Annotated in this window: 15 protein-coding genes; 9 read left to right on the forward strand and 6 right to left on the reverse strand. The window is 61.4% G+C overall.

Annotated features, from left to right (window positions below; translation table 11 throughout):
* Positions 1–208 precede the first annotated feature (208 nt).
* The 5 genes from LJY25_RS13625 to LJY25_RS13645 form a co-directional block, all read right to left on the reverse strand.
* Positions 209–1,489, reverse strand: a complete 1,281-nt coding sequence (locus LJY25_RS13625) for a M16 family metallopeptidase (RefSeq protein WP_227608907.1) — start codon at positions 1,487–1,489, stop codon at positions 209–211.
* 9 nt (positions 1,490–1,498) lie between these two features.
* Complete coding sequence (porV, locus tag LJY25_RS13630; RefSeq protein ID WP_227608908.1) at positions 1,499–2,674, reverse strand: type IX secretion system outer membrane channel protein PorV; 1,176 nt, start codon at positions 2,672–2,674, stop codon at positions 1,499–1,501.
* A 64-nt stretch (positions 2,675–2,738) separates the two neighbouring features.
* Positions 2,739–6,752: a type IX secretion system sortase PorU gene (gene porU / locus LJY25_RS13635; protein ID WP_227608909.1), complete on the reverse strand. Its 4,014-nt coding sequence runs from the start codon at positions 6,750–6,752 to the stop codon at positions 2,739–2,741.
* A gap of 137 nt (positions 6,753–6,889) precedes the next feature.
* Positions 6,890–7,633, reverse strand: coding sequence for a CDP-alcohol phosphatidyltransferase family protein (locus LJY25_RS13640; protein ID WP_227608910.1), 744 nt, complete (start codon positions 7,631–7,633; stop codon positions 6,890–6,892).
* A 3-nt stretch (positions 7,634–7,636) separates the two neighbouring features.
* Positions 7,637–8,272 (reverse strand): MBL fold metallo-hydrolase, encoded by a 636-nt coding sequence (locus tag LJY25_RS13645; protein ID WP_227608911.1) that lies wholly within the window; start codon positions 8,270–8,272, stop codon positions 7,637–7,639.
* Between the two features lie 185 nt (positions 8,273–8,457).
* On the opposite strand from LJY25_RS13645, the gene LJY25_RS13650 reads away from it, so the two are divergent.
* The 8 genes from LJY25_RS13650 (at position 8,458) to ccsA (LJY25_RS13685) (ending at position 19,601) form a co-directional block, all read left to right on the forward strand.
* Positions 8,458–9,552, forward strand: a complete 1,095-nt coding sequence (locus LJY25_RS13650; RefSeq protein ID WP_227608912.1) for an NAD(P)/FAD-dependent oxidoreductase — start codon at positions 8,458–8,460, stop codon at positions 9,550–9,552.
* Between the two features lie 24 nt (positions 9,553–9,576).
* The gene (locus tag LJY25_RS13655; protein ID WP_227608913.1) at positions 9,577–12,789 is read left to right on the forward strand and encodes a hypothetical protein; all 3,213 of its coding nucleotides are present in this window, start codon (positions 9,577–9,579) and stop codon (positions 12,787–12,789) included.
* A 105-nt stretch (positions 12,790–12,894) separates the two neighbouring features.
* The gene (locus LJY25_RS13660) at positions 12,895–14,439 is read left to right on the forward strand and encodes a T9SS type A sorting domain-containing protein (protein ID WP_227608914.1); all 1,545 of its coding nucleotides are present in this window, start codon (positions 12,895–12,897) and stop codon (positions 14,437–14,439) included.
* Between the two features lie 207 nt (positions 14,440–14,646).
* The gene (locus LJY25_RS13665; RefSeq protein ID WP_227609214.1) at positions 14,647–15,288 is read left to right on the forward strand and encodes a heme exporter protein CcmB; all 642 of its coding nucleotides are present in this window, start codon (positions 14,647–14,649) and stop codon (positions 15,286–15,288) included.
* 148 nt (positions 15,289–15,436) lie between these two features.
* Positions 15,437–16,108 carry a cytochrome c biogenesis protein CcsA gene (gene ccsA / locus LJY25_RS13670; RefSeq protein ID WP_227608915.1) on the forward strand — a complete coding sequence of 224 codons (672 nt, stop codon included), beginning with the start codon at positions 15,437–15,439 and terminating at the stop codon, positions 16,106–16,108.
* Position 16,109: 1 nt separating this feature from the next.
* Positions 16,110–16,346 (forward strand): CcmD family protein, encoded by a 237-nt coding sequence (locus tag LJY25_RS13675; RefSeq protein WP_227608916.1) that lies wholly within the window; start codon positions 16,110–16,112, stop codon positions 16,344–16,346.
* A gap of 125 nt (positions 16,347–16,471) precedes the next feature.
* Positions 16,472–16,900, forward strand: coding sequence for a cytochrome c maturation protein CcmE domain-containing protein (locus LJY25_RS13680; protein ID WP_227608917.1), 429 nt, complete (start codon positions 16,472–16,474; stop codon positions 16,898–16,900).
* A gap of 109 nt (positions 16,901–17,009) precedes the next feature.
* Positions 17,010–19,601 carry a cytochrome c biogenesis protein CcsA gene (gene ccsA / locus LJY25_RS13685; protein ID WP_227608918.1) on the forward strand — a complete coding sequence of 864 codons (2,592 nt, stop codon included), beginning with the start codon at positions 17,010–17,012 and terminating at the stop codon, positions 19,599–19,601.
* 415 nt (positions 19,602–20,016) lie between these two features.
* Here the strand turns inward: ccsA (LJY25_RS13685) and LJY25_RS13690 are convergent, their stop codons facing one another.
* Entirely contained in the window at positions 20,017–22,749 is a 2,733-nt protein-coding gene (locus LJY25_RS13690) for a T9SS-dependent choice-of-anchor J family protein (RefSeq protein WP_227608919.1), read from the reverse strand.
* 179 nt (positions 22,750–22,928) lie between these two features.
* Between LJY25_RS13690 and LJY25_RS13695 the strand changes: the two genes are divergently transcribed.
* Positions 22,929–23,759 (forward strand): Rossmann-like and DUF2520 domain-containing protein, encoded by an 831-nt coding sequence (locus LJY25_RS13695; RefSeq protein ID WP_227608920.1) that lies wholly within the window; start codon positions 22,929–22,931, stop codon positions 23,757–23,759.
* The last annotated feature ends 52 nt before the right edge of the window (positions 23,760–23,811 follow it).

The raw sequence follows: 23,811 nt of genomic DNA on the forward strand, positions 1-23,811 counted from the left end.
GGCTGCCAGCGTTTCCCTTCGGGTGAGATGCGGCAGCCGGCTCGTCTGCGTTTACAGCCCCCCGCTGGCCCCGCCCCGGCTGTGCGGCTGTGCGGGAAGCCAACAGCCGGTTGTGTATGGCTGTCGCTATTGCGTTGTTCAGATCAACGGAGCATAAGAAAGCCCCGACTAAAAGCTAGTCGGGGCTTTCTTATGCTCCGTTGTCAGGTTATACCCGGGGCCCAGCCACCACTTCTAGCATACTGTCAGGCGATAGGTATTGCTGGGCTAGGCTCTGAAGGTAGGCCGCATCCGTGTCACGGACCTGCTGAAGGAAGTCGGTATAGTACGTGAGCGGCAGATTGAGAAAAACCAGGCTTTTGTATTTGTCGCACTGCTCAAAGACAGTGCTCAGCTCATTGGCGAATTTGCCGGTCATATAGTTCTTTACCGTCTGCAACTCGTCAGCGGGAATACGCTCTTCCTGGAGTCGGCGCAGTTCATAGTGAATCTCCCGGATAGCGGCCTGGGTGCTGGCCGCGTTAACATCCGTACCAATGACCAGATTCGTTGCGTGCTCCCGCGGGGAAATACTCGCGTAGATGCCATAGGTGAAGCCTTTGTCCTCACGGATGTTCTTCATAAGGCGGGAGCCGAAGTAGCCACCGAGCACCTTAACCAGCACTTGTAGGGAATGCCCTTCCACCGTACCGGGCTGAGGCCAGAGTCGGCCAATTCGGATAGAGGACTGCAAGCTTTCCGGCTGAAGCACGAACGCGTGACTGGTGCCACTGACCGGCTGACCGTTGTGGGGTAAAGCATGGGCAGAATCAGTTGCTGCACCGGTGCCCAGCATCGCCACGATGCTTTGCTCGTGCTGGCTGGAAATGTCGCCACACAGAAAAATCTCGGCGGAGCCCAGGGCGAAGGCCTGGCCGTGGAAGCTGCGCACCGCCTCGGCAGTTACCGCCTGAAACCGTTGCTCGTCAAAAATGACCCCGTAGGGGAAGTCAGGGCCGTACACACTCTGCCCAAACTGCTCGGAAGCCAGGTAACTGGTTTTCTGCCGCTCGATCCGGACGTTCTGCAGGGTGCGGGTCTTGAGCAGCTGCAGCTCGGCATCAGGGAATATAGGCTCCGTAACCACGTCCAGCACCAGCGGCAGCAGAGCATCGAGATGACGGGTAAGGCAGTACAGGGTTACGGTAGCCCGGTCGAAGCCATGCTCGCAGTCGAGTGAAGCACCGTAGAATGCCACTTCATCGGCAATCTGCCGCGCGGTCCGGGTTCGGGTTCCCTCCAGCAGCATCCGGGCGGTCAGCAGCGCAACGCTGGGCGCCGGCTCGTACCAGCGGCCGGCTTTAAAGACAATCTGCAGGCGGACCACGGGCTGGGCATCGTTGCGCAGCACATGCAGGCGGGCACCGTTAGGCAGTGAAAGCACGTCAGCCGCGGGCAGCGTTACACTGGCCAGCGGCTGAACGGGAGGAGCGACTTGTCGGTCGAGCATAGGTGCGGGTTAGTTGGCAGGGGCGGATTCCGAGCCGGTATTGAAGGCTTCTTCGAGCTTGCTGAAGTTAAAGTGCAGCGACACGCGAATGGTTTGGGCCAGGGGATTTGCGCGGGAATTGGGTACCAGGTAAGTGCCGTCGACCCCGAACACCTGGTAGCGCACCCCGATGCCGAAGCTCAGGTACTGCCGGTCACCCTTCAGCGGGTTCTCGTAGAAGTAGCCGGCGCGGGCCGCCAGCAGGTCATTGTACCAGTACTCGGCCCCTACGGAAAGGTTGATTTCCTTAAGCTCTTCCTTGAAACCACCGGGAGCATCGCTAAACGAGCCCAGCATTCCACTCACCACGCCCTTATTGGCAATTTCCTCGTTACGGGCCAGGACGTTGGGGTCGTTGGGTGCCTTCCCTTCCTCATAGTACGGCGTAGGCACGAGCAGCTTGTTGCCGTCGATAGCCAGGGTAATCTTGTTATAGGCGTCCAGCTCCCGGGTGATGGCAGTCCCGAATTTCAGGTTCGTGGGCAGGAAATCGGCCTGCTGGGGGTTGGTGTAGGTGATTTTATTGCCAATGTTGGAAATAGAGGCCCCGAGCGCCAGGTTATAGTCGCTGACGCCGATGCTCAGGTCCCGGTTGTAGTATACGCCCAGGTCGACGGCGGCGGCGTTGCCGGGCTTGCTATCGGAAATGGTGTTGCCGGTGAGGTTAGAGCGAATGTAGCGGGCAGTAACCCCGACACCCAGGTTGTCGCTCAGCTTCTGGCCGTAGGAAAGTGCCACGGCATATTCTTTCGGGTTGAAGTCGCCCAGTAACTGGTTCTGGGCTCCCCGGAACGAAATCTGACCCAGGTCGAAGTACATCAGCGAGGCAGAAACGGCGGACCGCTGCCCGATCTTGGCGTAGCCCGACAGATAGGCCAGGCCCATGTCGTCGGTAACGTTGCGCAGCCAGGGCGAATACGAGGGAGAAACGCTGTACTTGTTGGGTACAAAGCCCAGCTTGCCGGCGTTGTAATACGAGGAATTGGCGTCGGGTGAAATAGCGACGCCGGCTTCGCCAAGCGCCGATGAGCGGGCGTCGGGGCTGAGCGTGAGGATGGGAACGGCCGTGGTAATGGTATTGGGGCTACTCTGAGCCACCGCCAGGAGCGGCAGGCTCGACAGGCTGGTAAGAAGCGCAGAACGCAAGGTCAGCTTCGAAAAAGACATAGGGTCAAAAAAAGGAGCAGAGAAGAGAGGGAGGGAGAGACACTTAATTCAGGATTACCAATTTTTCAAACTTCGAGGCCGTGGAGCCGTCCGGGGTGCGGACGTTCACGCGGTATACGTATACGCCCCGGGCCAGCTGACCGTCGTACTCATCGCGCCCGTTCCAGGTCAGCTTGTCATCGTGTACGGAAGCGGGCACGTGGGAGCCACTCCCCGGGAAATTTGCTTCGAGGGTGCGTACCAGCTTACCAGATACGGTGAAAATCTGAACCTGGACTTCCAGCTCCTGCCCGCTTTGGTTGTGGTCGAAGTGAAAGGTCGTTGAAGTAGAGAACGGGTTCGGGTAGTTCAGGACGTGCTTCAGAGCCAGGCTTTCGGAAGACGCGGCAATGAACTCGATGTCCTTTTGCGCGGAGTTGTTGAACGTGTCCCAGCACTTCAGACGCAGCACGTGGGGGCCCTGGCTTAAATCCTTGAATGCGTACGTGACCGTGCCGGCGCGGAAGTTATCGGTTTCCGCGGTGTAGAAGTCATTCAGAATGGTAAGCTTGGCAGGGTCGTTATCGAGCGTTGCCGTGATGTCGTGGCCAATGCCGGAGCCGGCCGTGTTAATACCATTGTCGTCGCTGAGGTCGGCAATCAGGGTAGGGCTGAGCCCGGTGAGCCCGCCGAACACAAAGGAGCGGTTGTCCATGAACAGCTTGATAACCGGCGGGATCGTGTCGACCTGCGCGATGGTAGAGGCCCCGCCAATGGGAATGGGCGTGTTGCCGTTGGCATCTACCCGGTTAGTGCGGTCGTAGGCGTACAGGCTGATCTTCCCGATGCCCACGCTGTAGTTGATGTCTTTGGGCACCACGAAGGTCAGCGTGAACTGACCGTTGCGCACGGTAGCCTGGCCGTCGTAGATAACGTTTTCCTGCACCTTGATTGAGCGTTGACCGTCACCGGGCTCGTTGCCGAGGGTCCGGACAAGGGTAGGCTTTTCGAAAATGGTTACCTGAGCAATGCCATTAAAGGTGGTGTTCACAGCACCCCGGTTGCTGACGTCGCCGGTCATGGTCACCCGGGACAGGGCACGCAACATAATGACCGAGTCGCGGGCCGTGCCGGTAACGGGGATGCTGTTCACGGTCCGGATAGCCACGTCCTGCTCGGGATACGCCAGCCGCATCGAAGGGTCGCCCAGCAGGGCATAGTTCCGGTTCAGCACGCCGGCACCGCCTGAGCCGAGGTTTTTGGTGGGAAGCAGCACGTCGCCGATGCGAGGCATCCGGCCATTGATGGGCCGGAAAACATGCCGGTTGAACTGAGCGCCCAGAGCGTCGTTGTTCGACTGGTACACAAGGCGGGTGGAGGTAAACAGGCCAATAGCCCCTCCGTTGGTGTCGGTCAACGACTGTTCACCGGCGGAGGTAAACTCCGGGTTATCGTAGGTGCTAAAGTCGCAGGTAGCGGCGAAGATGAACGTAAGCCGGTTGCGGTTCTGCAGGCGCAGGATGGAGGCACTGGTGAGAATCTGCTCGTCGGCCCAGCCCCGGGGGCCACCGTGCCCGCTATAGTCAATCACGAGCGACCCTTGCTCGAATGCATCTTCAACGGCCCGGTTCATCTCGGGTGAGCGTTGACCTGCCGCCGCGGTGATTTGCGGGAACATGTCGAGGTAGAGCTTGTGGGCGTTATAATCCTGATGGAATCGAACCAAAGAATCCGCCCGGGGCTCGGCGGAGCTTATTACGTGGGAGGCGCCGTCACCATCGTCGGCAACGTAGGTCATCCGGTTGCGCCACTTTCCAAAGGAGCTGATACTGTCATAAGCAATCAGCTTGTCGACTACGGCGCTGGCCTGGAGGGTGGAACGGGGCTGATTGCGGGGCGTACGGATAGGCAAGCGGCCAACGGCCACATCCATGAAGTCGTTGCTGGTTTCCGACCATTCGCCCTCGTTGTCGTCAAGGATGCCGAAGTAGTCGTCAGACGAATAGCTGGCGGTTTCCAAACCATTTACACGCGGGAAAATCTGGGAGAATGACTCCCGCGATTCGTAGACCGGGACGTAGTTCTGGTTGATTTCGTTGTTGTTCAGTGGCAGGCGGCTGGTCCACCACGTCGGCTGCTCCCGCACATCATTCCAGGGCGAGGACTTATAGTCGTAGGAGGCGTCGCCAAACAGCAGCAGGTAGTTGCGCTTGCCGGGCGCGGCGCGGTCGTAGACCATCTTCATCATGTCGCGGATGGCCGTTACGTCCTGGCTGCCCGAGCTGAACTCGTTGTAGACCTCTTTCGTGGTCACCACTTCCACCCTGAGACCGTCGTGACGGGCCCGGTGACGCGCTAGGCGCTGAGCTTCCGGCAGGAAGGCCGGGTAAGTCACGACGACCAGGTCCAGCTGCCCGTTCAGGTTAAGCCGGCTGTGCAGGTTTTGATTGGCCACTTTGCCAAAGTTGCGGGGCGTGGGAAAGCTGCTGCCGAGCGTGAAGGCTACGTACTCCCGAATGGAGTCGGTGGGAGCCAGGAAAGCACCGTTGGCGTCCAGCGGGCGGGAAACCGGGCGGCGTGGGTTGGTTACGTCCCAGACCATTGCCCCGGCCGCATTGCCCAGGCGAAACTCACTGACCGCCCCGGCCCGCACGTTCTCAAACGAGCGAAACTCCAGGGGGGAGCTGCCAGTAAGCCGCAGCTGGCGCAGTGCATTCACTTCCAGATAGTCGAGGTAGCCGCTGGCAGAGGGGTCGGCGCCTCCACTATAAGCCAGGGCGACGCGCAGCTCCGAGGGTACGCTGCTGCCGAGCTGCGAGTAAAACGTGTTGACGCGGGTATTAGCGGCTTCCGGATAAGAACTGCTGGGGCCTGAGAGTCCGGGCACCACCTGGGAACTGCCCAGGCTGGTTCCGTTAAGCGAAGCCTGGAACGTGGTAGGCGAGTTCTGCAGCGACGTAGCGGCAACGGCCGAAGTAATCTGAACCGTGGAATTAGGCGCCAGGTCCGGTACGGTAAACGTGAACTCCTTGCGGGTGCCCGTGCTAAACCCTTCGCCCAGCCACTCCCGGCCTGACTTCAGCAGGTTTACCAGCTCTACCTCATGGTAGTCGCGGTAGGTAAAGCGGGTGATGGGCGTGGCAGATGGGGTGCCGGTTGCAGCGGGAGCCGGGCTTACCCGGCGTCCGAGCTGGCTATTGCCGTTGCTGGCCCGGATAAAGTAGTAGGCGGTATCGGAATAGAGGTTAAGCTGGTGGCGGAAACGGGGCTGGGCCGCCGTCTGATCGGGGTCCTTTTCCCAGCGGTGGGGGCCGGGCGAATAGAAGAGCACAAACTCCGTGTCGTCGAATACCCCGTCGTTGTTACCGGAAACGTAGATGGCGTTTTCCACAAGGTCATCGGGGCGGGCTACCGCGTTGGCCTGGGGCAGCATGCCGGTAGCATTGCCGTAGATCTGCAGGCGGCGCGGGTCCAGGGTGTTCAGGTCGAGGCCCAGAGCCGCCAGCGCGGGCTTGGTGAGCTTGTAAACACCACTGGTTGGCACCCCGATTTTAAACCACTGCCCGGAACTGAGTACCGAAGACGAGGCGTACGTGCGGGCCTGGGTTCCGCGGGCCGCGGTAGCCGGGGCCGAGTACGTGTACTCAAACGAAACCAGCTTTTCTGCCTGACCCGAGCGGGAATTGCGCCGGACGGGCTGAATGATAAGCTGGCTTACCGGGCGCCGCATCTCTGTGCCATTTACCAACCGGTACGTTGGCTCCTGCGGGAGAGTACTGGCCTCGAGCAGCCGGGCTTCGGCCGGGGAAAAAGGCGCATACACCGCATTGCGCAGCTGCACACTGCCGGCCACTGCCTCAAGGCGGATGGTGAGCGTGCCCACCAGCTCGCCCGGACGATGAAACGCGCCCGCGAAAGTTGGTACGACGCGCAGCTGCCCGGTGCGGGTTGCTACCTGCGTGGTGCCTTGCCAGCTCACCTGAACTTTAGAACCCGCGCCAGCTGATTGTGCCCGGGCCGGTAGCACGGAGGCGGCTCCCACCAGAAACGTCAGAAGAAAGAAGGTAAAGTGACGCATAGGCTTGTTTCTCAAAGGCTTTATAGACCGGTAGCAGCAGGTGGCCTCTCAACACGACTCCTCAAGTCGAGGTTCATCCGGGGGAGGTACTTAAACTCAGGGCACGGCTAATATATTGTGGTTTCATCATCTGAAAATCAGCCGGCCGCGGGGCGAACCACCGACAGCACCACGTACAGCAGGATAATCAGGGGAACTGCGGCTGCCTGCAAGCCGATTAATAAGGCTACCGCCAGCAGGAGAAACACAAAGCGAAGCGAATTGTCCTGCCAGCGCAGGTTTTTAAACTTCAGGGCAAACAGCGGCAGCTCCGCCACGAGCAGACCGGAAAGTACGAAGGTCAGCGCCAGCAGCACCCAGGGGTTCAGCACCAGGTTATGCAGATTAAAGGAGTCGTACGCCAGGATAAGCGGCAGAGAGCCAACCACCAGCGTGCAGGCCGGGGTCGGCAGGCCGATAAAGGAGTCAGTCTGTCGGGTGTCGTTGTTGAACTTGGCCAGGCGCAGGGCTGAAAAGATCGAGACGATGAAGCCCAGGTACGCCAGACTATCGGGCAGACCGGCCGTTGGCAGGGAAAGCTGCAGGAGCTTAAACAGAATGGCCCCGGGTACGACCCCGAACGAAACCATGTCGGCCAGGGAGTCGAGGTCTTTGCCGATGGGAGAGGACACGCGCAGGGCCCGGGCAACTAGTCCGTCAAAGAAGTCGGCAATGGCGGCCAGGCCAATCAGCCAGGCGGCCTGCACCAGCGGCATCCAGCTATCCGACGAAGGCAGGTAATCGGGACGGGTGTTATAGCCCAGAATCAGGGTGAGGGCCACGCAGCCGCAAAGCAGGTTCAGGCAGGTCAGGCTGTTGGGAAGGTGCTTTCGGATAGCCATGGCCTAGCGGAGAAAAGGATTGGTGCGGCGCTCAGCACCGATGGTCGTGGCTGGTCCGTGGCCGGGATACACGGTCACGGCATCGGGCAGGGTAAAGAGTTGGTCGCGGATGCTGGTCAGCAGAGTCGCGTGGTCTCCGCCGGGCAGGTCGGTGCGGCCAATGCTGTTCTGAAACAGCACGTCGCCCCCGATTACCGTCTGGGTCGGCTCGTGGTAGAACACCACGTGCCCCGGCGCATGCCCCGGCGTAAACCGTACTTCCAGCTCGGTGTTGCCGAAGCGGACCGGCTCCCCGGGCGTAAGGAAGCCCGTAGGCTCGGCCGGCTGGTAGTGCGGAAACCCGTAGCTGGGTGCGTAGGCCGGTACCGCCCGCAGCGTACCCAGGTCGGCCTCGTGGATAAGAAAGGGTACCTGGTAGGTGTCGAGCACGAACTGGTTGCCGAACACGTGGTCGATATGACAGTGCGTGTTCAGCAGCAGCACAACCCGCAGGTTCTGATCGGCAATAAATGCCTGCAGGGCCTGCTGCTCCGCTTTGTCGTAGCAGCCAGGGTCGATGATGGCGCACTCGCCGGTGGTGTCGTGCAGCAGGTAGGTGTTTTCGGAAAAGGCGTTGAACGTAAAGCCTGAAACGGTCATGCGGTGGGGTAAAATGAAACCGGCCCGGACCGGGCACGATTGAATGCGTAAGGTACGAGACTTGCCGCGAATGGCTGCCTGAGCCAACCACGGACACCGGCAAAGGTAGCTTTCAGCCCGGGCCGCTACGCTTCCCGGCCACCTGGCTTAGCGCGTCGGCTCCTTTCCTGCTTACCTTGCCCGCCATGACAACCTGGGATTACCTGATTGTAGGGCATGGGCTGGCCGGGGCCACCTTGTCCGTGGAGCTGCGCCGCCGGGGTTACCGGGTGCTGGTGCTCGACCGGCCGCAGCCGGATTCGGCTTCCAACGTAGCCGCCGGGCTGATGAACCCGGTAGCCGGCAAACGCTTTGCCCTGGCCTGGCGGGCCGCCGACCTGCTGCCTGCCGCCCTGGCGTATTACCGGGAACTGGAGCAGCACTTCGGCGCCACTTTCCTCTGGGAGCTGCCGATTCTGAAGCTGTTTTCGAGCGTTGAGGAGCAGAACACCCTACTGGCCCGCAGTGCCGACCACCCCTGGCAAAACTTCGTGGAGGAAATCAGCGGGACGCTGCCGGAGAAGCCGGGCGTAAACACAGGACTTGGCGGCGCCCGCATCCGCGGCGGGGGATATGTGGCGGTCCGGGAGCTGCTGGCTGCCCTCACCCGCGAAGGCCTGGCGGAGGGATGGCTGCGCAGCGAAACTTTTGACCCGCAGCAGCTTGTTGTCCACGCGGCAGAGGTCCGGTACGGAGAAGCGGTGCGTGCGCGTCACGTCGTCTTCTGCGAAGGGGCTGCTGCCACGCAGAATGCTTACTTCAGCTGGTTGCCGCTCACGCCCAACCAGGGCGAGGTGCTGGATGTGCAGTGCGACGGCCTTTCGGAGGCGCAGGTGCTGAACAAGGGCGCCTACGTGGTACCGCTCGGCGAAGGTTGCTTTCGGGTGGGCGCCACCTACCGGTGGCCGCCGTTCGCGGCGGGTCTCACCGAAGAGGCCCGCACGGAGCTAAGCCAGCGCCTGGCTGCCATGACCAGCCTGCCGTTCCGGGTGACCGGGCAGCGGGCGGGCGTGCGGCCGGCGGTGCGCGACCGGAAGCCCCTGATCGGGTGGCATCCGGAGACGCCGGAGGTAAGTATATTCAATGGCTTTGGCTCCAAAGGCGTGATGCTGGCCCCCCGGCTGGCCGTGCTTTTTGCCGACGCGCTGGAAGGCCGCGGCGAGCTATGGCCGGAGGTCAATATTTTGCGTTACTATCCGTTGTATCAAGCTGCTCGTTCCGCGGGCGGTCCTTCTCTTTGAGTTTCCCGGTTTTCCGCTTTTGCTATGAAGCACTTATCCTTGTTTGCCTGGGGCAGTCTGGCGCTGCTGGGCGCTATCTTTTCGGCGGTGCCCGCCCGGGCCCAGACGGCGCAGGAGTCGTTCGGGCGCGTCCGTATCCAGTATAAGGACTTCAAGTGGCAGCAGCTCAGCACCCAGAACTTTACGGTGTACTACTACGACGGGGGCGAAACCACCGCCCGCCGGGCCGCCGAGTACGCGGAAAAGGAGCTGCAGCGCGTGACCTCGCTGATCGGCTACTATCCTTACTCGAAAACCACCCTGATGCTCTACAACTCCGTGGGCGACCTGCGGCAGAGCAACATCGGCCTTGATGCGGATAAGTACCAGACCGGGGGCGAGACGGCCCTGACCCGCATGAGCAAGGTCCAGATTGCCTTCCAGGGCCAGCAAACCCTGTTCAAGCGCGACCTGAGCTACCAGATCACCCGGGTCCTGCTCAACGACATGATGTATGGCGGCTCGCTCAAGGAAGTTATCCAGAGCAGCTACCTGCTGCAGCTGCCCGACTGGTTTGTAAGCGGGGCTTCGGCCTACGCGGCCGAAGGCTGGAGCGTCGAAGTCGACGACTACATGCGCGACATGACCCAGAAGCACGAGGGCAGCCGCACGGCGCCGTTCTTTCTGCGCAATCCCCAGCTGGCCGGGCAAAGCATCTGGAACTACATTGCCGAACGCTACGGCTACACCACCATTCAGAACATCCTGAACCTGACGCGCATCACCCGCGACGTGGAAGTAGGCATCAGCAGCTCGCTGAACGTGCCCTATAAGGTGTTTTTGAAGGACTGGCTGGCGTACTACCGCCAGATCAACGCCCAGCCCCAGACGGCCTTCGTGCTGCCCGAGGAAAACCGGCAGCTCAACAGCAACAACCGGCGCAGCGTAGTGTACCTGCAGCCGGTCATCAGCCCGAACGGGCAGCGCCTGGCCTACGTGAGCAATGAGCGGGGCCGCTACCGGGTTATCGTCGCCAACCGCGACGGGTCCGGCAAGCACGTCATTCACCGCGGGGGCTATAAAACGCCCGACCAGCAGGTGGAAAACCGCCTGCCTACCCTGGCGTGGCGCGGCAACGGGCAGGTGGCCGTGGCTGAGATGGAAAAAGGCGACATGACCCTGCGCCTGCACTCAGCCGAGGCCGGGCTGGTTGACCGGATCAAGGACCTGGTGCCCGACTTCAAAAAGTCGACCTCGGTTTTCCAGCCTTTTTCCCAGGTGCTCGACCTGAGCTACTCGCCCGACGGCAAGTCGCTGGTGTTTAGTGGGGTGCGCAACGGCCAGAATGACCTCTACCTGCTCCGGGCCGGCAGCCGCACGCCCGAGAAGCTGACCAATGACGTGTTTGACGACGTGCAGCCGGTGTTTCTGCCTGGCGGGCAGGGCATCGTGTTCAGCTCCAACCGCTGGCTCGACTCGGCCGGAACCGCGAAAGGCAGCTTTGCCGGCGTGGTGAACAACTATGACCTGTTCCTCTATCACCTCGACGGCCGCACCCAGCCGGTGGTATCTCTGGCGGGGACCATCTCAAACGAAAGCCGCCCCCGGGCTTTGTCGGACGACGAAGTCTTGTACCTGAGCGAGGAAAGCGGGGTGCGTAGCATCTACCGCCTTACCATCAGCACCAGGCAGCGCAAGCCCGTCAGCAGCTTCCTGCAGAACATCAAGGACTACGACTACAACGCCACCACCGGCGCCCTGGGCTTCGTGGCGGCCGACCGGGCCCGGGACTTCGTGTACCTGTACCCGTCGTATGCGCTGCCCGAGAACCTGACCCTGCACAAGACGGCCCGGCAGGAAACCCTGGAGGACCGCTCAGCGGCTCCTAAGCGCAGCGCCACTGTCCAGCCGGCCAAATCCGTTGCCGGTGCGCAGGCTGTTCCTGACGCGGGCAAGACCCCGGCGGCTCCCAAATCCGACGGAAAAATCAACACCAGCGACTATCAGTTCGAGGAAGACGTACCGGCTCCCACCACGCGCCGCAAACGCTCCGCCTCGGTGGTGGCGCTGCCCACGGCCCCGCCGGCCGACGCCTACAGCGTAAACGGCCCGTACCCCTATGACAACCGGTTCAGCATCGACAACGTGGTATCGTCGGTGAACGTGGACCCGGTGCTGGGCTTCGGCATCGTGGGACAGGTGAACATGTCGGACCTGTTCGAGAACCACCGCATCAAGGCGGGCATCTTCGCTCTGACCGACCTGCGGACCAGCAATATCTTCGCCGAGTACACCAACCTGAAGCACCGCTACGACTGGAGCGTTGCCTACCAGAAGCAGGCGTATTTCTTCGACCTGGACGGCTTCGGTCGGATTCGGTACGGCCGGCACGAGGTGTCGCCCACCATTGCGTACCCGCTCTCGCACAACCTGAGCGTGCGGATGGGCCCGCGCTACGTGAACGTGAACCGCACTGTGCTCAACGACTTCAGCAATGCCCAGGATGTGAACCGCAACTATATCGGTGGCAACGGGGAACTGGTGTTCGACAACGCTATTTCCACCGGCGTGAATATGCTGGAGGGCACCCGGATGAAGGTCGGCTACCTGCAGCTGAAAAGCCTGAACGGCAACGAGCAGGACTTCGGCAAGGTGTACGTGGACCTGCGTCACTACCAGAAGGTTCACCGTCAGATTATCTGGGCTAACCGTGCCAGCTACGGGCAGTTCTTCGGCAGTGCCGACCAGAGCTTCCGCCTCGGCGGGATGGACAACTGGGTGAACTCCCGCTACGAGGACGACCAGCGCACCATTCCGTTTGACCCCACCCAGCTGTTCTACCAGCAGTTCGTAACCAACCTGCGGGGCTTTAACTACAGCAAGCGGACGGGCCCGAAATACGTGCTGTTCAACTCCGAGCTGCGGGTGCCCATCGTGCAGTACCTCTCGCGGAAGCCGATCTACTCGGGCTTCTTCCGGAACCTGCAGCTTACGGCCTTCGGCGATGCCGGCTCGACGTACTCCGGCGCAAACCCCTTCAACGAGAACAACTCCTTTAACACCCAGGTGGTGGGCGGACAGAACAACGCCTTCAGCGCCACGGTGGTAAACTTCCGCAACCCCATGCTGTTCGGCTACGGCTTCGGCATGCGTACCACCATGCTGGGCTTCTACACCAAGCTTGACGTGGCCTGGAGCCAGGAAGACTATGTCCAGAAGGGCCCGAAGTTCTACGTAACCCTAGGCTACGACTTCTAAGCGTCGTCTGATCAAACAGGAAAGCCGTTCGGAGTTGTCCGGGCGGCTTTTTTGCGTTTTGGCTACTTTTGCCGGGCCTGCCTGTCAAGGCCTTATCTGCTGTCTATGAAACGAATACTACTCCTGCTGCTTTTGCTGGCCCTGGGCCTTACGCAGAGCTATGCCCAGTACCAGACGCCCGGCACCGGCCGGCGGTATTCCCTGGCCCAGCTCGCGGCTCTGTCGGGCGGGTACGTAACCCAAGCGGGTGGCAGCTGGCTGATCAACGACACCATCCGGCTGGCCGCCACCGATTCGCTGCTCATAACCACCAACGAAACTATCCGCGTAGCCGCCGGGGCCCTGATAACCATCGACGGCAAGCTGCTGGTGAACCCACCTGACTCCGTGAAGTTCACCGCCCAGAATGGCGCCGCACCCTGGCACAGCCTGTGGTTTACGGGCACCAGCACCGGCTCGGCCCTGCGCCGCACCATCATCGAGCAGGGCTGCGGGGTACGGGTAGTCAGCTCGACCGTGGTTATCAACCGCTGCATCTTCCGGCAGAACGTGGCCCGCCTGGGCACCCGGCAGATCAGCAACGGCGCGCTGACGCTTTCGGGCAGCAGTGGCAATGCCTACAACGTGGTGGAAAACTGCCGCTTTGTGCGCAATGCCCGCTCGGCCATCATCAGCCCGGCCAACGTCCTGACCCGGCCCTTCATCGACAACTGCACCTTTATCGAAAACAACACCGACAACGGCAACTACCCCCAGATCAACCTGGGGCCGTCGGATGCGCCGCGCATTGTGGTGCGGAACTGCACGGTGGTTGGCAGCGTGGCTACGAACATGGGCGGCGGCATTGCCATTTCCAACCTGCTCGGCGGGGGCGCGGTTACCCGGGCTACCATTATCTACAACACGGTGCGCCGCAACCGCTACGGCATTGCCATCGTCGGCAACAACATCCAGACTCAGATTATTCAGAACCTCGTTGAGAACAACAACACCAACCCGTCGGCTCTTACCGGGGGCAGTGGCCTCAACTTCCAGGGCGACCGGACCCAGCGCGGCACGGTGGCCCGCAACATCATCCGCGGCAACCTCTGGGGCGTAACGCTGCAGAAGCCCAGCCCCACGGCCCTGCGCGGTCCCCGCATCAGCTTCGGCAACCCGGCTAACCTGAGTACCGATACCGCCGACGTAGGGTTGAATCAGCTGTTCAATAATGGCAACGGCGGGCAGGTGTACGACCTGTACAACAACACGCCCGACTCGGTCATGGCCCGCAACAACTGGTGGGGCACCGCGGTGGCCGCCGTCGTGGAAACGCACATTTACCACAAGGCCGACGAGGCTACCCTGGGCTTCGTGGACTACCTGCCCCTGCGTACCCAGGGACCCCTGGCTGCCCGGCCCGGCGTGCTGCCCGGCGTCGCGCTGTATCCCAACCCGGCCCATATCACCGCCACGCTGGCACTGCCCGAAGCTGGAACGGCAACACTGACCCTGCGGGATGCCACGGGCCGGGAAGTATACCGCGCCCAGCTCCGGCCCGCCGCCGACCAGACGGTTTCCGTGCCGCTGACCGGCCTGGCTCCGGGCCTGTACCTCTACCAGGCTGAGCAGGCCGGACGCCGCGCGACCGGACGGCTTGTCGTGGAATAGCCAGCTGGCAGCCGGCTTCAGAAGCTCCTGAACGGTGTACTTTCGTTTTGTTGGTGCCGCCTGCTAATGGCCTCTGCCGCGGAGTGGTGGGGCTTTCCGGCGTAATAAACGGTGGGGGTGCGGGCCATCCGGCGCTTGGGTTGTATCTTTGCGGTCCCGTTCACCAGTCAGGCTGCCGTGTTGCTCCTCCGCGAGATTTGGTATTTGATACAGAAGGACTTCCGGCTGGAATGGCGGCAGCGGGCGGCGCTGAACGGTATGCTCCTGTACGTGGGCAGCACGGTGTTCGTATGCTACCTCAGCTTTTCGCTGCGGGGGGGAGAACTGCCGGCCCCGGCGTGGAATGCCCTGTTCTGGATTATCCTGCTGTTTACGGCCGTGAATGCGGTAGCGAAGGGCTTTCTGCAGGAAAGCCGGGGGCGGCTGCTCTACTACTACACCCTGGTGCGGCCCCAGGCCGTGATTCTGGCCAAAATAGCCTACAACGCGCTTTTGCTGCTGGGCCTGGCCCTGGTCGGGCTGGGCGTGTACGCCATGGTGCTCGGCAACCCGGTGCAGCAGATGCCCCTGTTCGTGGGCAACGTGCTGCTGGGCGCTTTGGGCTTTGCCACTACGCTTACGCTGGTGTCGGGCATTGCCGCCAAGGCTACCAACAGCAGCACGCTGATGGCGGTGCTCGGCTTTCCGCTCATGATTCCGATGCTGCTGCTGCTGATCAAAGTCTCCAAAAACGCCCTCGACGGCCTGGAGTTCGAAGCCAGCCGCAACGCCCTGCTTACCCTGGTAGCCCTGAACCTGATTGTCGGGGCCGTGTCCTACCTGCTGTTCCCGTTCTTATGGAGAAGCTAATGGGAGGAGTCAGGAACTGGGAGTTGGGAGCTAGGAGGGCATCCGCGCGTTGCTTGCCCACGCGTTGGATGGGCAATGCATTTCAGAATTCTATCCAAAGGATTGAACCGGGTGATTCTAACACCTGGCTCCTAACTCCTAGCTCCTTATGAAAAAGAACTGGTGGAAAGCCTTGGCGGTGCTGCTGCTGCTGTACACGGCGGTGGCGGGGCTGCTGATGCCCGTGCCGCGCCTGGCCATTCTCAACGAAACCATCCGCAACCTGTACTTCCACGTGCCGATGTGGTTCGGAATGACCATCATCCTGACGACGTCGGTGGTGTACTCGGCGCTGTACCTGCGCAACCCCAGCGCCCGGCTCGACACGAAGTCGCACGAGTTTGCCAAAACCGGCATCCTGATGGGCCTGGTGGGCTTGGCCACCGGCTCGCTCTGGGCCCGCTTTACCTGGGGCACGTGGTGGACGTCGGACCCCAAGCTGAACGGCGCGGCCATTGCCATGCTGATTTACGGGGCCTATCTCGTTTTGCGCTCCTCGTTCAACGACGAGCAGCAGCGGGCCCGCATCAGCGCCATCTACAACATCTTCGCCTTTGCCGCGGCCATGCCGCTGTTCTACATCCTGCCCCGCCTTACCGACTCCCTGCACCCCGGCGCGGGCGGCAACCCCGCTTTCGCCCGCTACGACCTCGACAGCGACATGCGGATGGTGTTTTACCCGGCCGTCATCGGCTGGACGCTGCTGGGCCTCTGGCTAAGCCAGCTGTCCGTCCGGACGAGCCTTCTCAAACAAAAAATGTATGAAAAACAGCTTGCTTAAGATGTTGTCACGCTTTCAGAGCCGGATTCTGCTGGTGCTGGCGGCCCTGCTGCTGCCGGTGCTGCATGCCGCTGCCCAGACGGCGGACTCCCCCGAAATGGCTGATGCCCTGCGGCAGAACGGCAAGATCTACGTGGTCGTGGCCGTCATTGCCGTGGTGCTGGCCGGCCTGCTGTTCTACCTGATTTCCCTGGACCGCAAGCTCACCCGCCTGGAGCAGGAAACCCGGGACAGCTAGGCGCCGCTGCCGGCCTGACCGGATTACAATAATTCCGGGGCCCGACGGATTTTTCGGGCCGTTTTGGTTGTAGTAACTAGTTCGGTGCTTCGGATGCCCGCACCGCTTTTCAGACTTCCCGCATCATGAAAAAAGCCCACATTCTCGCCATTGCCGTCATTGCCGTCGCCATTGGCATCATCATGAGCACTGCCGGCGACGCCAGCGTGTACGTGTCGTTCAAGGAAGCCCGGGAGCGGGCCGCCGACGGCAACCTGACCAAGGTGCACGTAGTGGGCCGTTTGCCCCGCGACGGTGCCAAGAACATCATGGGCCTGGAGTACAACCCCACGCTCGACCCCAACTACTTTGCCTTCACCCTGGTGGATACCAACCGCATTGCCCAGCGCGTGATTTACTTCAACCCCAAGCCCCAGGACTTCGACAAGTCGGAGCAGGTGGTCATTACCGGGGCCATGCGCAACGACGTGTTCGTGGCCGACAAGATCCTGCTCAAGTGCCCTTCGAAGTACGTGGAAAAGGATATCAAAGGCGCTACCGCGTCGGTTAATTAGTAATTGAGAATTAGCAATTAAGAATTAAGCATTCGGAATCAAGACCCGGTTTCAGACTCCGGAGCGACAATTCTTAATTACTGATTCTTAGTTCTTAGTTGAAAATAGAATGCTGAATACTCTTGTTGGAAACATCGGTCACACCAGTGTCGTCGTCGCGTTTGTGGCGGCCGTGGTGGCGGCGTACTCCTACTTCATGGCCAGTAAGGGCCGCACCCTGGGCGACACCGACTCGGCCTGGCTGAAGCTGGCCCGGGGCTCGTTTCTGGTGCATAGCATTGCGGTGGTCGGCATTATAGCCGCGCTGTTCTCCATCATCCACGGGCACCGCTACGAGTACTACTACGCCTGGAGCCACTCGAGCAACCATTTGCCGGTGTACTACATGATTTCCTGCTTCTGGGAAGGGCAGGAGGGCTCGTTCCTGCTCTGGATATTCTGGCACGTAGTGCTGGGTTTGATTCTGATGCGCTACAGCCGGCAGTGGGAAGCGCCGGTGATGACCGTGTTTGCCTTCGTGCAGCTGTTCCTGACCTCGATGATCCTGGGAGTTGTCGTGCTGAACGTGAAGATCGGCTCCTCGCCGTTCATCCTGCTTCGCGACTTCCTCACCGACCTGCCGGTGTTCAAGACCAACCCCGACTTCGTGCCCAAAGATGGCACCGGCCTGAACCCCCTGCTCCAGAACTACTGGATGGTGATTCACCCGCCCACGCTGTTCCTGGGCTTCGCGCTTACGCTGGTGCCGTTTGCCTTTGCCATTGCCGGCCTCTGGAAAGGCGAGCTGACCAAGTGGGTGAAGCCGGCTTTGCCCTGGACCCTGCTCGGCGGCCTCGTGCTCGGCGTAGGCGTGATGATGGGCGCCTACTGGGCCTACGAAACCCTCAACTTCGGCGGCTACTGGAACTGGGACCCGGTTGAAAACGCGGTGTACATTCCCTGGCTTGTGCTGGTGGCTTCGTTGCACGGCATGATTCTGTGGCAGCGCAGCCGCACCGGCCTCACGACCTCCTTCGTGCTGGTCATTGCCACCTTCCTGCTGATTCTCTACGCCACGTTCCTGACCCGCAGCGGCGTGCTGGGCAATGCCTCGGTGCACTCCTTTACCGACCTGGGCCTGTCCGGGCAGCTGCTGATCTACCTGATGGCCTTTGTGGTGATGTCTATCGGCCTGCTGGTGTGGCGCTGGAAGCAGATTCCGAAGTCGGACCGGGAGCTGACCACCTACAACCCCGAGCTGTGGGTGTTCGTGGGTGCTACGGTGCTGTGCCTCGGCGCTTTCCAGGTGCTGGTCACGACGTCGATTCCGGTCTACAACGCCTTCCTGGGCTTTATGGGCGTGAAGTCGAACCTGGCACTACCAGCCGACCAGATCAGCCACTACACCAAGTTTCAGCTCTGGATGGGCGTGCTGGTGGCCTTCCTCTCAGGCCTGGCCCAGATCATGTGGTGGCAGAAAAACAACAAGGAAAGCCTCACCAACTCCCTGACCGTACCGGGCATCATCACCCTGCTCAGCTCGGCCCTGGTGATACTGCTGATCCGCTACTATAAGCTCGACATCAGCCCGGTGTACATCGTGCTGCTCACGGCGGCGCTGTTCGGGGTGCTGGCCAACCTGGGCATGGTATTTACCTTGCTCAAGCGGGGCGTGAGCCTCTCGGGCGGAGGCATTGCCCATATCGGCATTGCCCTGATGCTGCTGGGCGTTCTGGCCTCGGCCGGCTATTCCAACATCATCTCCAAGAACTTTTCCGGTATGGTGTACTCCCGGGAGTTCCCCGAGGACCTGAACCGCGACAACGTGCTGCTGTGGCGCAACGAGTCGGCGCCCATGCAGGGCTACGACGTGAGCTACACCGGTCAGTACCTGGACGTGCCCGGCGTACCCAACTACGTGAACAAGGATCTGCTCTTCCGCACCGACGACGAGTTCAAGACCCTGGCCCGCTCTGAAATCAAGCAGGACGGCAAGGTGTACTTCAAAGCCGGCGACACCGTAGAAGTACGGCCCGAAAACACCTACTACCGCGTCGAGTACAAGAACAAGAAAACCGGCAAGGCCTTCACCCTTTATCCCCGGGCGCAGGTAAACGAGGAAATGGGCGGCCTGCTGGCTTCGCCTGACATCAAGCGGTTCGCCAGCCACGACATCTACTCCCACATCAGCTCGGTGCCCGACCCGTCCAAGGAAAAGGACTGGAGCGAGGTCAAGGAGCACGTGCTGGCGCTCGGCGACACGATCTTCCTGAACGACTACTTTGCCGTATTCCGCGGCGTGGAGCCGGCCCAGGATGTAACGGGTCTGGGCCTGGCCAAAGGCGACCTGGCCATCCAGGGCGACTTCGTAGTGTCGGGTGAGAAGAAGGAGTACCACGTGCATCCCATCTTCGTGGTGCGCAACCGCCTTATCGGCCGGGTGTCCGATGAAGTGGAAGACCTGGGCCTGCGCCTTACCTTCATCAACGTCGACCCGACTAACAAGAAGTTCACCTTCGGCGTGAGCACCACCCAAAAGGACTACATCATCCTGAAGGCGGTGGAAAAGCCCTTTATCAACCTGCTCTGGAGCGGCACCCTGCTCATGGCCCTGGGCTTCGGCATGGCCTTGGTGAAGCGCCGCCGCGAAGTGCAGCCTGCTGCGGCTCCCGCGAAGCCCGCTGCTGCACGCGGAAAGCGCCGGCCCCAGCCGGTAGCGTAACACGCTTTTACTCAACAAAAAAACGGCGTGACTCCTAGCCCGGGTCACGCCGTTTTGTTTGTAAGCCAGTATGCACCGGGTACAGGGGCCGTCATTACCAGGAGCCGGGCTGCTCCACCGGCTGCCAAAAAGGTCTTGGCTCTCGCACTGCTGCACCAACCCCCGCGTGCCTGGTCTGGCCTTTTACCCGGCCGCCATGGGCTCCGAAGGGTCTAACAGGAGCTTTACACCGCCTGTTTCGAAACCAATACTATAGCCATCCGGGGTCAGGCCTGTTTAAGCACTTGGCACACGGCCACCGAAACAGAACACTACGACCGGCAGAGGCGAGCGGAATAGGTTGTCCGTTGCCATCCGGCCACAAAAAAAGGGCAGCCAAGCGGCTGCCCTTTTCATGAAACAAGACGGGTTCAGATTACTTCTGAATCATCAGGTTGCGGATCGTGTAGTCGTTGCCCGACTTCACTTTCAGCGTGTACAGACCAGCGGCTACTTTCGACAGGTCCAGCTTGTTGTTGAAGTTGTCGCGGGCCGAGCCGGTGAATACCACCTGACCCAGGGCGTTGGTAATTTCTACCTGCATGTCGCCTTTGGCGCCGGCGCCCTTGATGTCCAGCCATACCTGGCCGTTCGAGGGGTTCGGGTACACGCTGATAGCCTGACCCAGGGCATCGGAAGTGCCCGTGATGATCGACACGCTCAGGTCGTCAACAGCCAGGATGTCCTGGTCTGGCAGGCTGTACACGTGGAAGCCGATGTAGTAGTTGCCCGAAGTGGTAGGCTGGATAGGCGTTACGGCCGGAGCCGCGCCAACGCCCGTAGTTGCAAACGTGCCATTGGTGATGTTAGCGTTCTGCCAGATCGTGGTCGTCATGGCAGCTACGGTAGCAGCCGTGCCATATTTCACTTCCAGACGCTCGGGGAAGGCTGGGTTCGAGCGGTATTTGAACTGCAGCTGGTAGCGGCGGCCGGCCTGCATGAACAGGGCGGGCGTGAAGAACCAGTCGTTGGCAACGCTCACTTCGTCATACTGGTACACCATGGCATTCGGAGCCGAAGCAGAGAAGCCGGTGAAATTGCGGTTGTTCCAGGTTTCAACATCGTTGTTGGCGTTCAGCACGGAAATACCGCAGGGCAGCGAGCCGGCAGCCACACCATCGAAGTTCTCCGTGTAGGGGAAGGTCGTGATGATGGGCGGAGTGCAGGGCGTGGTCAGGCGAACCGGACCAACGAGGGAGCTCTGGTCGGTGGCACCGCAGTTAGCGCGGATGTACACGTCGTAGCTGGTCGAAGCGGCAAGGCCGGTCAGCAGGCCGGGCGATGTGCCAGCCGTTACCGTGGTGCCGGCACCGGGGGTAGCCGGGTTAAAGCCCGGAGCGCCGTAGATGATGGTATAGGTCGTGCCGCCAGCCGAGGGCGTGAAGTTAACGCTGGCCGTGGTCGGCGAGGTGGCAACTGCCGTAACGCCGGAAGGAGGAACGCAGGTAACGGCAGCACCAAAGCTCAGCTCCATGCCCAGACGGATCTTGAAGGTGGTAGCAGCCAGGTCGGTCCAGGCAGTACCGGCGGCACCACGGAAGTAGAACGTGGCGGGACGCAGGGGATCCTCAATCTGGTAGGCAATCTGCGGGTTGTTGGTTGCGCTGCTGGCGGTTTCCTTCATGCCCAGGAAGAACGTGCCCGAAACGGGAACGGCGGGCAGCAGGATGGTAGCCGTGCCGGCAGCCGGCGTGCGGGTCTGGTTAGCCGAGGTGTAGAAAACGGAACCGGGGGTTCCACCGGGGCCGGTAGCATCGAGAAGCACGACCTGGTAGGTCTGTACGTTGTTGGCCGAAGCGGCGAAGGTGAAGCGAACTTCGTTGACCGTCGTAGGCTGGGTAACGGTGTATTTGGTAGCCATGATGCCATCCAGCACACCTACGCCAATGCCGGTAGCATTGTACGCCACGGTCTGGTCAGCAATGGCCAGCTGGTTAGAGGTTACGAGCTGCGAGTAGGTGCTGGCGTCGTTGGCCGTGTTGCCGTCTCCGGCTATCGTGGTGGATACCCGTACGGCATTGGTGCCCAGGGCCATCGTGGCAGGATAAGGAGCAAACGTTACAAGCACCGTAGCGCCGGTAGCCAGGGAGGGAATGGTCTTGGTGTCGGTGAACGTGTTGGCACCGCTGACCGTCAGCGTAACCGGTACGTTGGTGAGGGCCTGGGTACCGTTGTTGCGAACGGCAGCCTGCACCGTGTGCGGCAGGGAAGCCGGCACGGCCAGCTTGCCCAGGGTGTAAACGGCCACTGCGGCGGCATCAATTGCCGGGGTGGGGGGGCCGGGGTTGAAGCGGTACGTACGACCAGCATCAGGACGAACTGTGCTGCGGACGTTGTGCGCGTTACCGATGCCGGTAGTGTAGTCGCCGCCAAGGGCCGTGGCCGTCGACCAGGCGCCGGTAGAGCCTTTGGTAATCATCACCAGCTGGCCAGGACCGCCGCCCGAGCCTTTCACACCGATGTTGATGTAGCGGAAAGCGTCGGGGCCGGTACCGGCCGTAGCCGCGCCGTAAACGAATTCTACCCGGTCGGTGCCTTCGTACAGCTTCACCTGGAAGGAGAAGTTGTCGTACTGCGTGCCAATGCTGGACTGGGGCTTATCCTTTACGTTTTTCCACTGAATCGTGCAGATCCGGGAGCCGGTGGCCCCGGTCGTTGCAACGCGGTATTCCGCCGTTCCGGTCGTAGCCGCCATCAGGTCGACGTTGAACGGCATCAGCAGGTTCGGCTGGTTGGCTGCCTGCACCGGGCTGCCGGTGAAGTCCTGAGCGCCGGCCATAAAGAAGGGAGCCGTCGGAGGAGTAGTGCCGAGCTTTACGTAGCCGTTGGTATTCAGTACGAAGTCGGTAAAGGCCGTTCCGTTGAAGTTGAACGTGAAGCCGATCGGCGTAGCGGCCGAGTTGGCATCGTCGGTGTTGGCCGTGGTGATAACGGTACCCGTCGTGCCGAGGTCGGCGTAGGTACTGGTCGTGTTCACGAAACCGGAGGGAGTGTAGTTCAGCGCCTGCGCCTGCGCTGCGGTGGCCCCGCCCAGCGCCATAGCCGCTGCCAGCGCCAGTTTACGCCAGGTGGAAGCACTGCGCTTCACCAGATTGTACTTGTTTGTCATAAGGGAAAAGTAAGGAGGTAAGAAAGTGGAATGTGACTTAAAAAAAGAAGGGCCGCCGGGGTGGGCCGCGGCCGCCAGCCTTTGAAAGTACAAGTTGCTAAATTTCCGGCAAAAAAACGGGTAACCGGTTACCCGCTGCCCGAAAGACTATCTTCCGGCTCATTTTTTCTGACTCTGTGATGCCGAAGGCAAAAGGTGCTTCAATGCAAATCGGGCTGCTGGGCGCCGGTCGGGTAGGGGCCCAGTTGGGCCCGGCCCTGGTGGCGGCGGGGCACCGGGTGGTGGCCGTCTGGAGCCGGACCCCCGGACCGGCCGCCGCCCTGGCGGCCCGGCTGCCGGGCGCCCGATCCACCACTGTCCTGGCCGAGCTGCCCCCGGCCGACCTGTATCTGCTGGCCGTGCCCGACGCGGCCATCGGCGACGTGCTGCAAGCGTTGCACCTGCCGGCCGGCTCGCTCGTTGCCCATACCTCTGGGTCGGTTCCGCTGGCGGTATTTCATGCCTTCCCGGGCCTGCGGGGCGGCATCTTTTATCCCCTGCAAACCTTCAGTCCCGGTCGGGACCTTGACTGGGCCCGGGTTCCGCTCTGCATTGAGGCCACCGATGAATCCGGGGAAGCCACGCTGCTGGCCGTGGCCCGCACCCTGAGCGACCAGGCCGAGCTGGTCGCCACGCCCCAGCGCCAGGTGCTGCACGTGGCGGCGGTGTTTGCGTCCAACTTCACGAATCACCTGCTCGGTATCAGCCGCGCTCTGCTCAAAGAAGCGCAACTGCCATTCGGGCTGCTGGGTCCGCTGGTCGAGGAAACCGTTGCCAAGGCCCTGACGAATCCGCCGTTTGAGGTGCAAACCGGCCCGGCGGCCCGCCGCGACGAGCCCACGCTGGTGCGCCACCGGGCGGCTTTGGCGGCTTACCCGCAGTGGCAGGAACTGTATAGTGCCCTTACGGCCAGCATTCAGCAGCAGCTGCCTGCCGCCCCGGGTCCGCCTGATGCCAGCCGGATGCTTTGATTCCGGGGGCGGGGTGCGTACCTTCGTGGCCGCATTTTGCCCCGCATTAGCT

It is taken from the genome of Hymenobacter translucens, from assembly GCF_020685205.1.
Classification (GTDB): domain Bacteria; phylum Bacteroidota; class Bacteroidia; order Cytophagales; family Hymenobacteraceae; genus Hymenobacter; species Hymenobacter translucens.

Bases quoted from the DNA above. Each gene is read 5' to 3' on its own strand.
- LJY25_RS13695 (WP_227608920.1), top strand. From the start codon at position 22,929: ATGCCGAAGGCAAAAGGTGCTTCAATGCAAATCGGGCTGCTGGGCGCC.
- LJY25_RS13650 (WP_227608912.1), top strand. From the start codon at position 8,458: ATGACAACCTGGGATTACCTGATTGTAGGGCATGGGCTGGCCGGGGCC.
- porU (WP_227608909.1), bottom strand. From the start codon at position 6,752: ATGCGTCACTTTACCTTCTTTCTTCTGACGTTTCTGGTGGGAGCCGCC.
- ccsA (WP_227608918.1), top strand. From the start codon at position 17,010: ATGCTGAATACTCTTGTTGGAAACATCGGTCACACCAGTGTCGTCGTC.
- LJY25_RS13680 (WP_227608917.1), top strand. From the start codon at position 16,472: ATGAAAAAAGCCCACATTCTCGCCATTGCCGTCATTGCCGTCGCCATT.
- LJY25_RS13625 (WP_227608907.1), bottom strand. From the start codon at position 1,489: ATGCTCGACCGACAAGTCGCTCCTCCCGTTCAGCCGCTGGCCAGTGTA.
- LJY25_RS13655 (WP_227608913.1), top strand. From the start codon at position 9,577: ATGAAGCACTTATCCTTGTTTGCCTGGGGCAGTCTGGCGCTGCTGGGC.
- LJY25_RS13645 (WP_227608911.1), bottom strand. From the start codon at position 8,272: ATGACCGTTTCAGGCTTTACGTTCAACGCCTTTTCCGAAAACACCTAC.
- LJY25_RS13660 (WP_227608914.1), top strand. From the start codon at position 12,895: ATGAAACGAATACTACTCCTGCTGCTTTTGCTGGCCCTGGGCCTTACG.
- LJY25_RS13675 (WP_227608916.1), top strand. From the start codon at position 16,110: ATGTTGTCACGCTTTCAGAGCCGGATTCTGCTGGTGCTGGCGGCCCTG.
- LJY25_RS13690 (WP_227608919.1), bottom strand. From the start codon at position 22,749: ATGACAAACAAGTACAATCTGGTGAAGCGCAGTGCTTCCACCTGGCGT.
- LJY25_RS13640 (WP_227608910.1), bottom strand. From the start codon at position 7,633: ATGGCTATCCGAAAGCACCTTCCCAACAGCCTGACCTGCCTGAACCTG.
- ccsA (WP_227608915.1), top strand. From the start codon at position 15,437: ATGAAAAAGAACTGGTGGAAAGCCTTGGCGGTGCTGCTGCTGCTGTAC.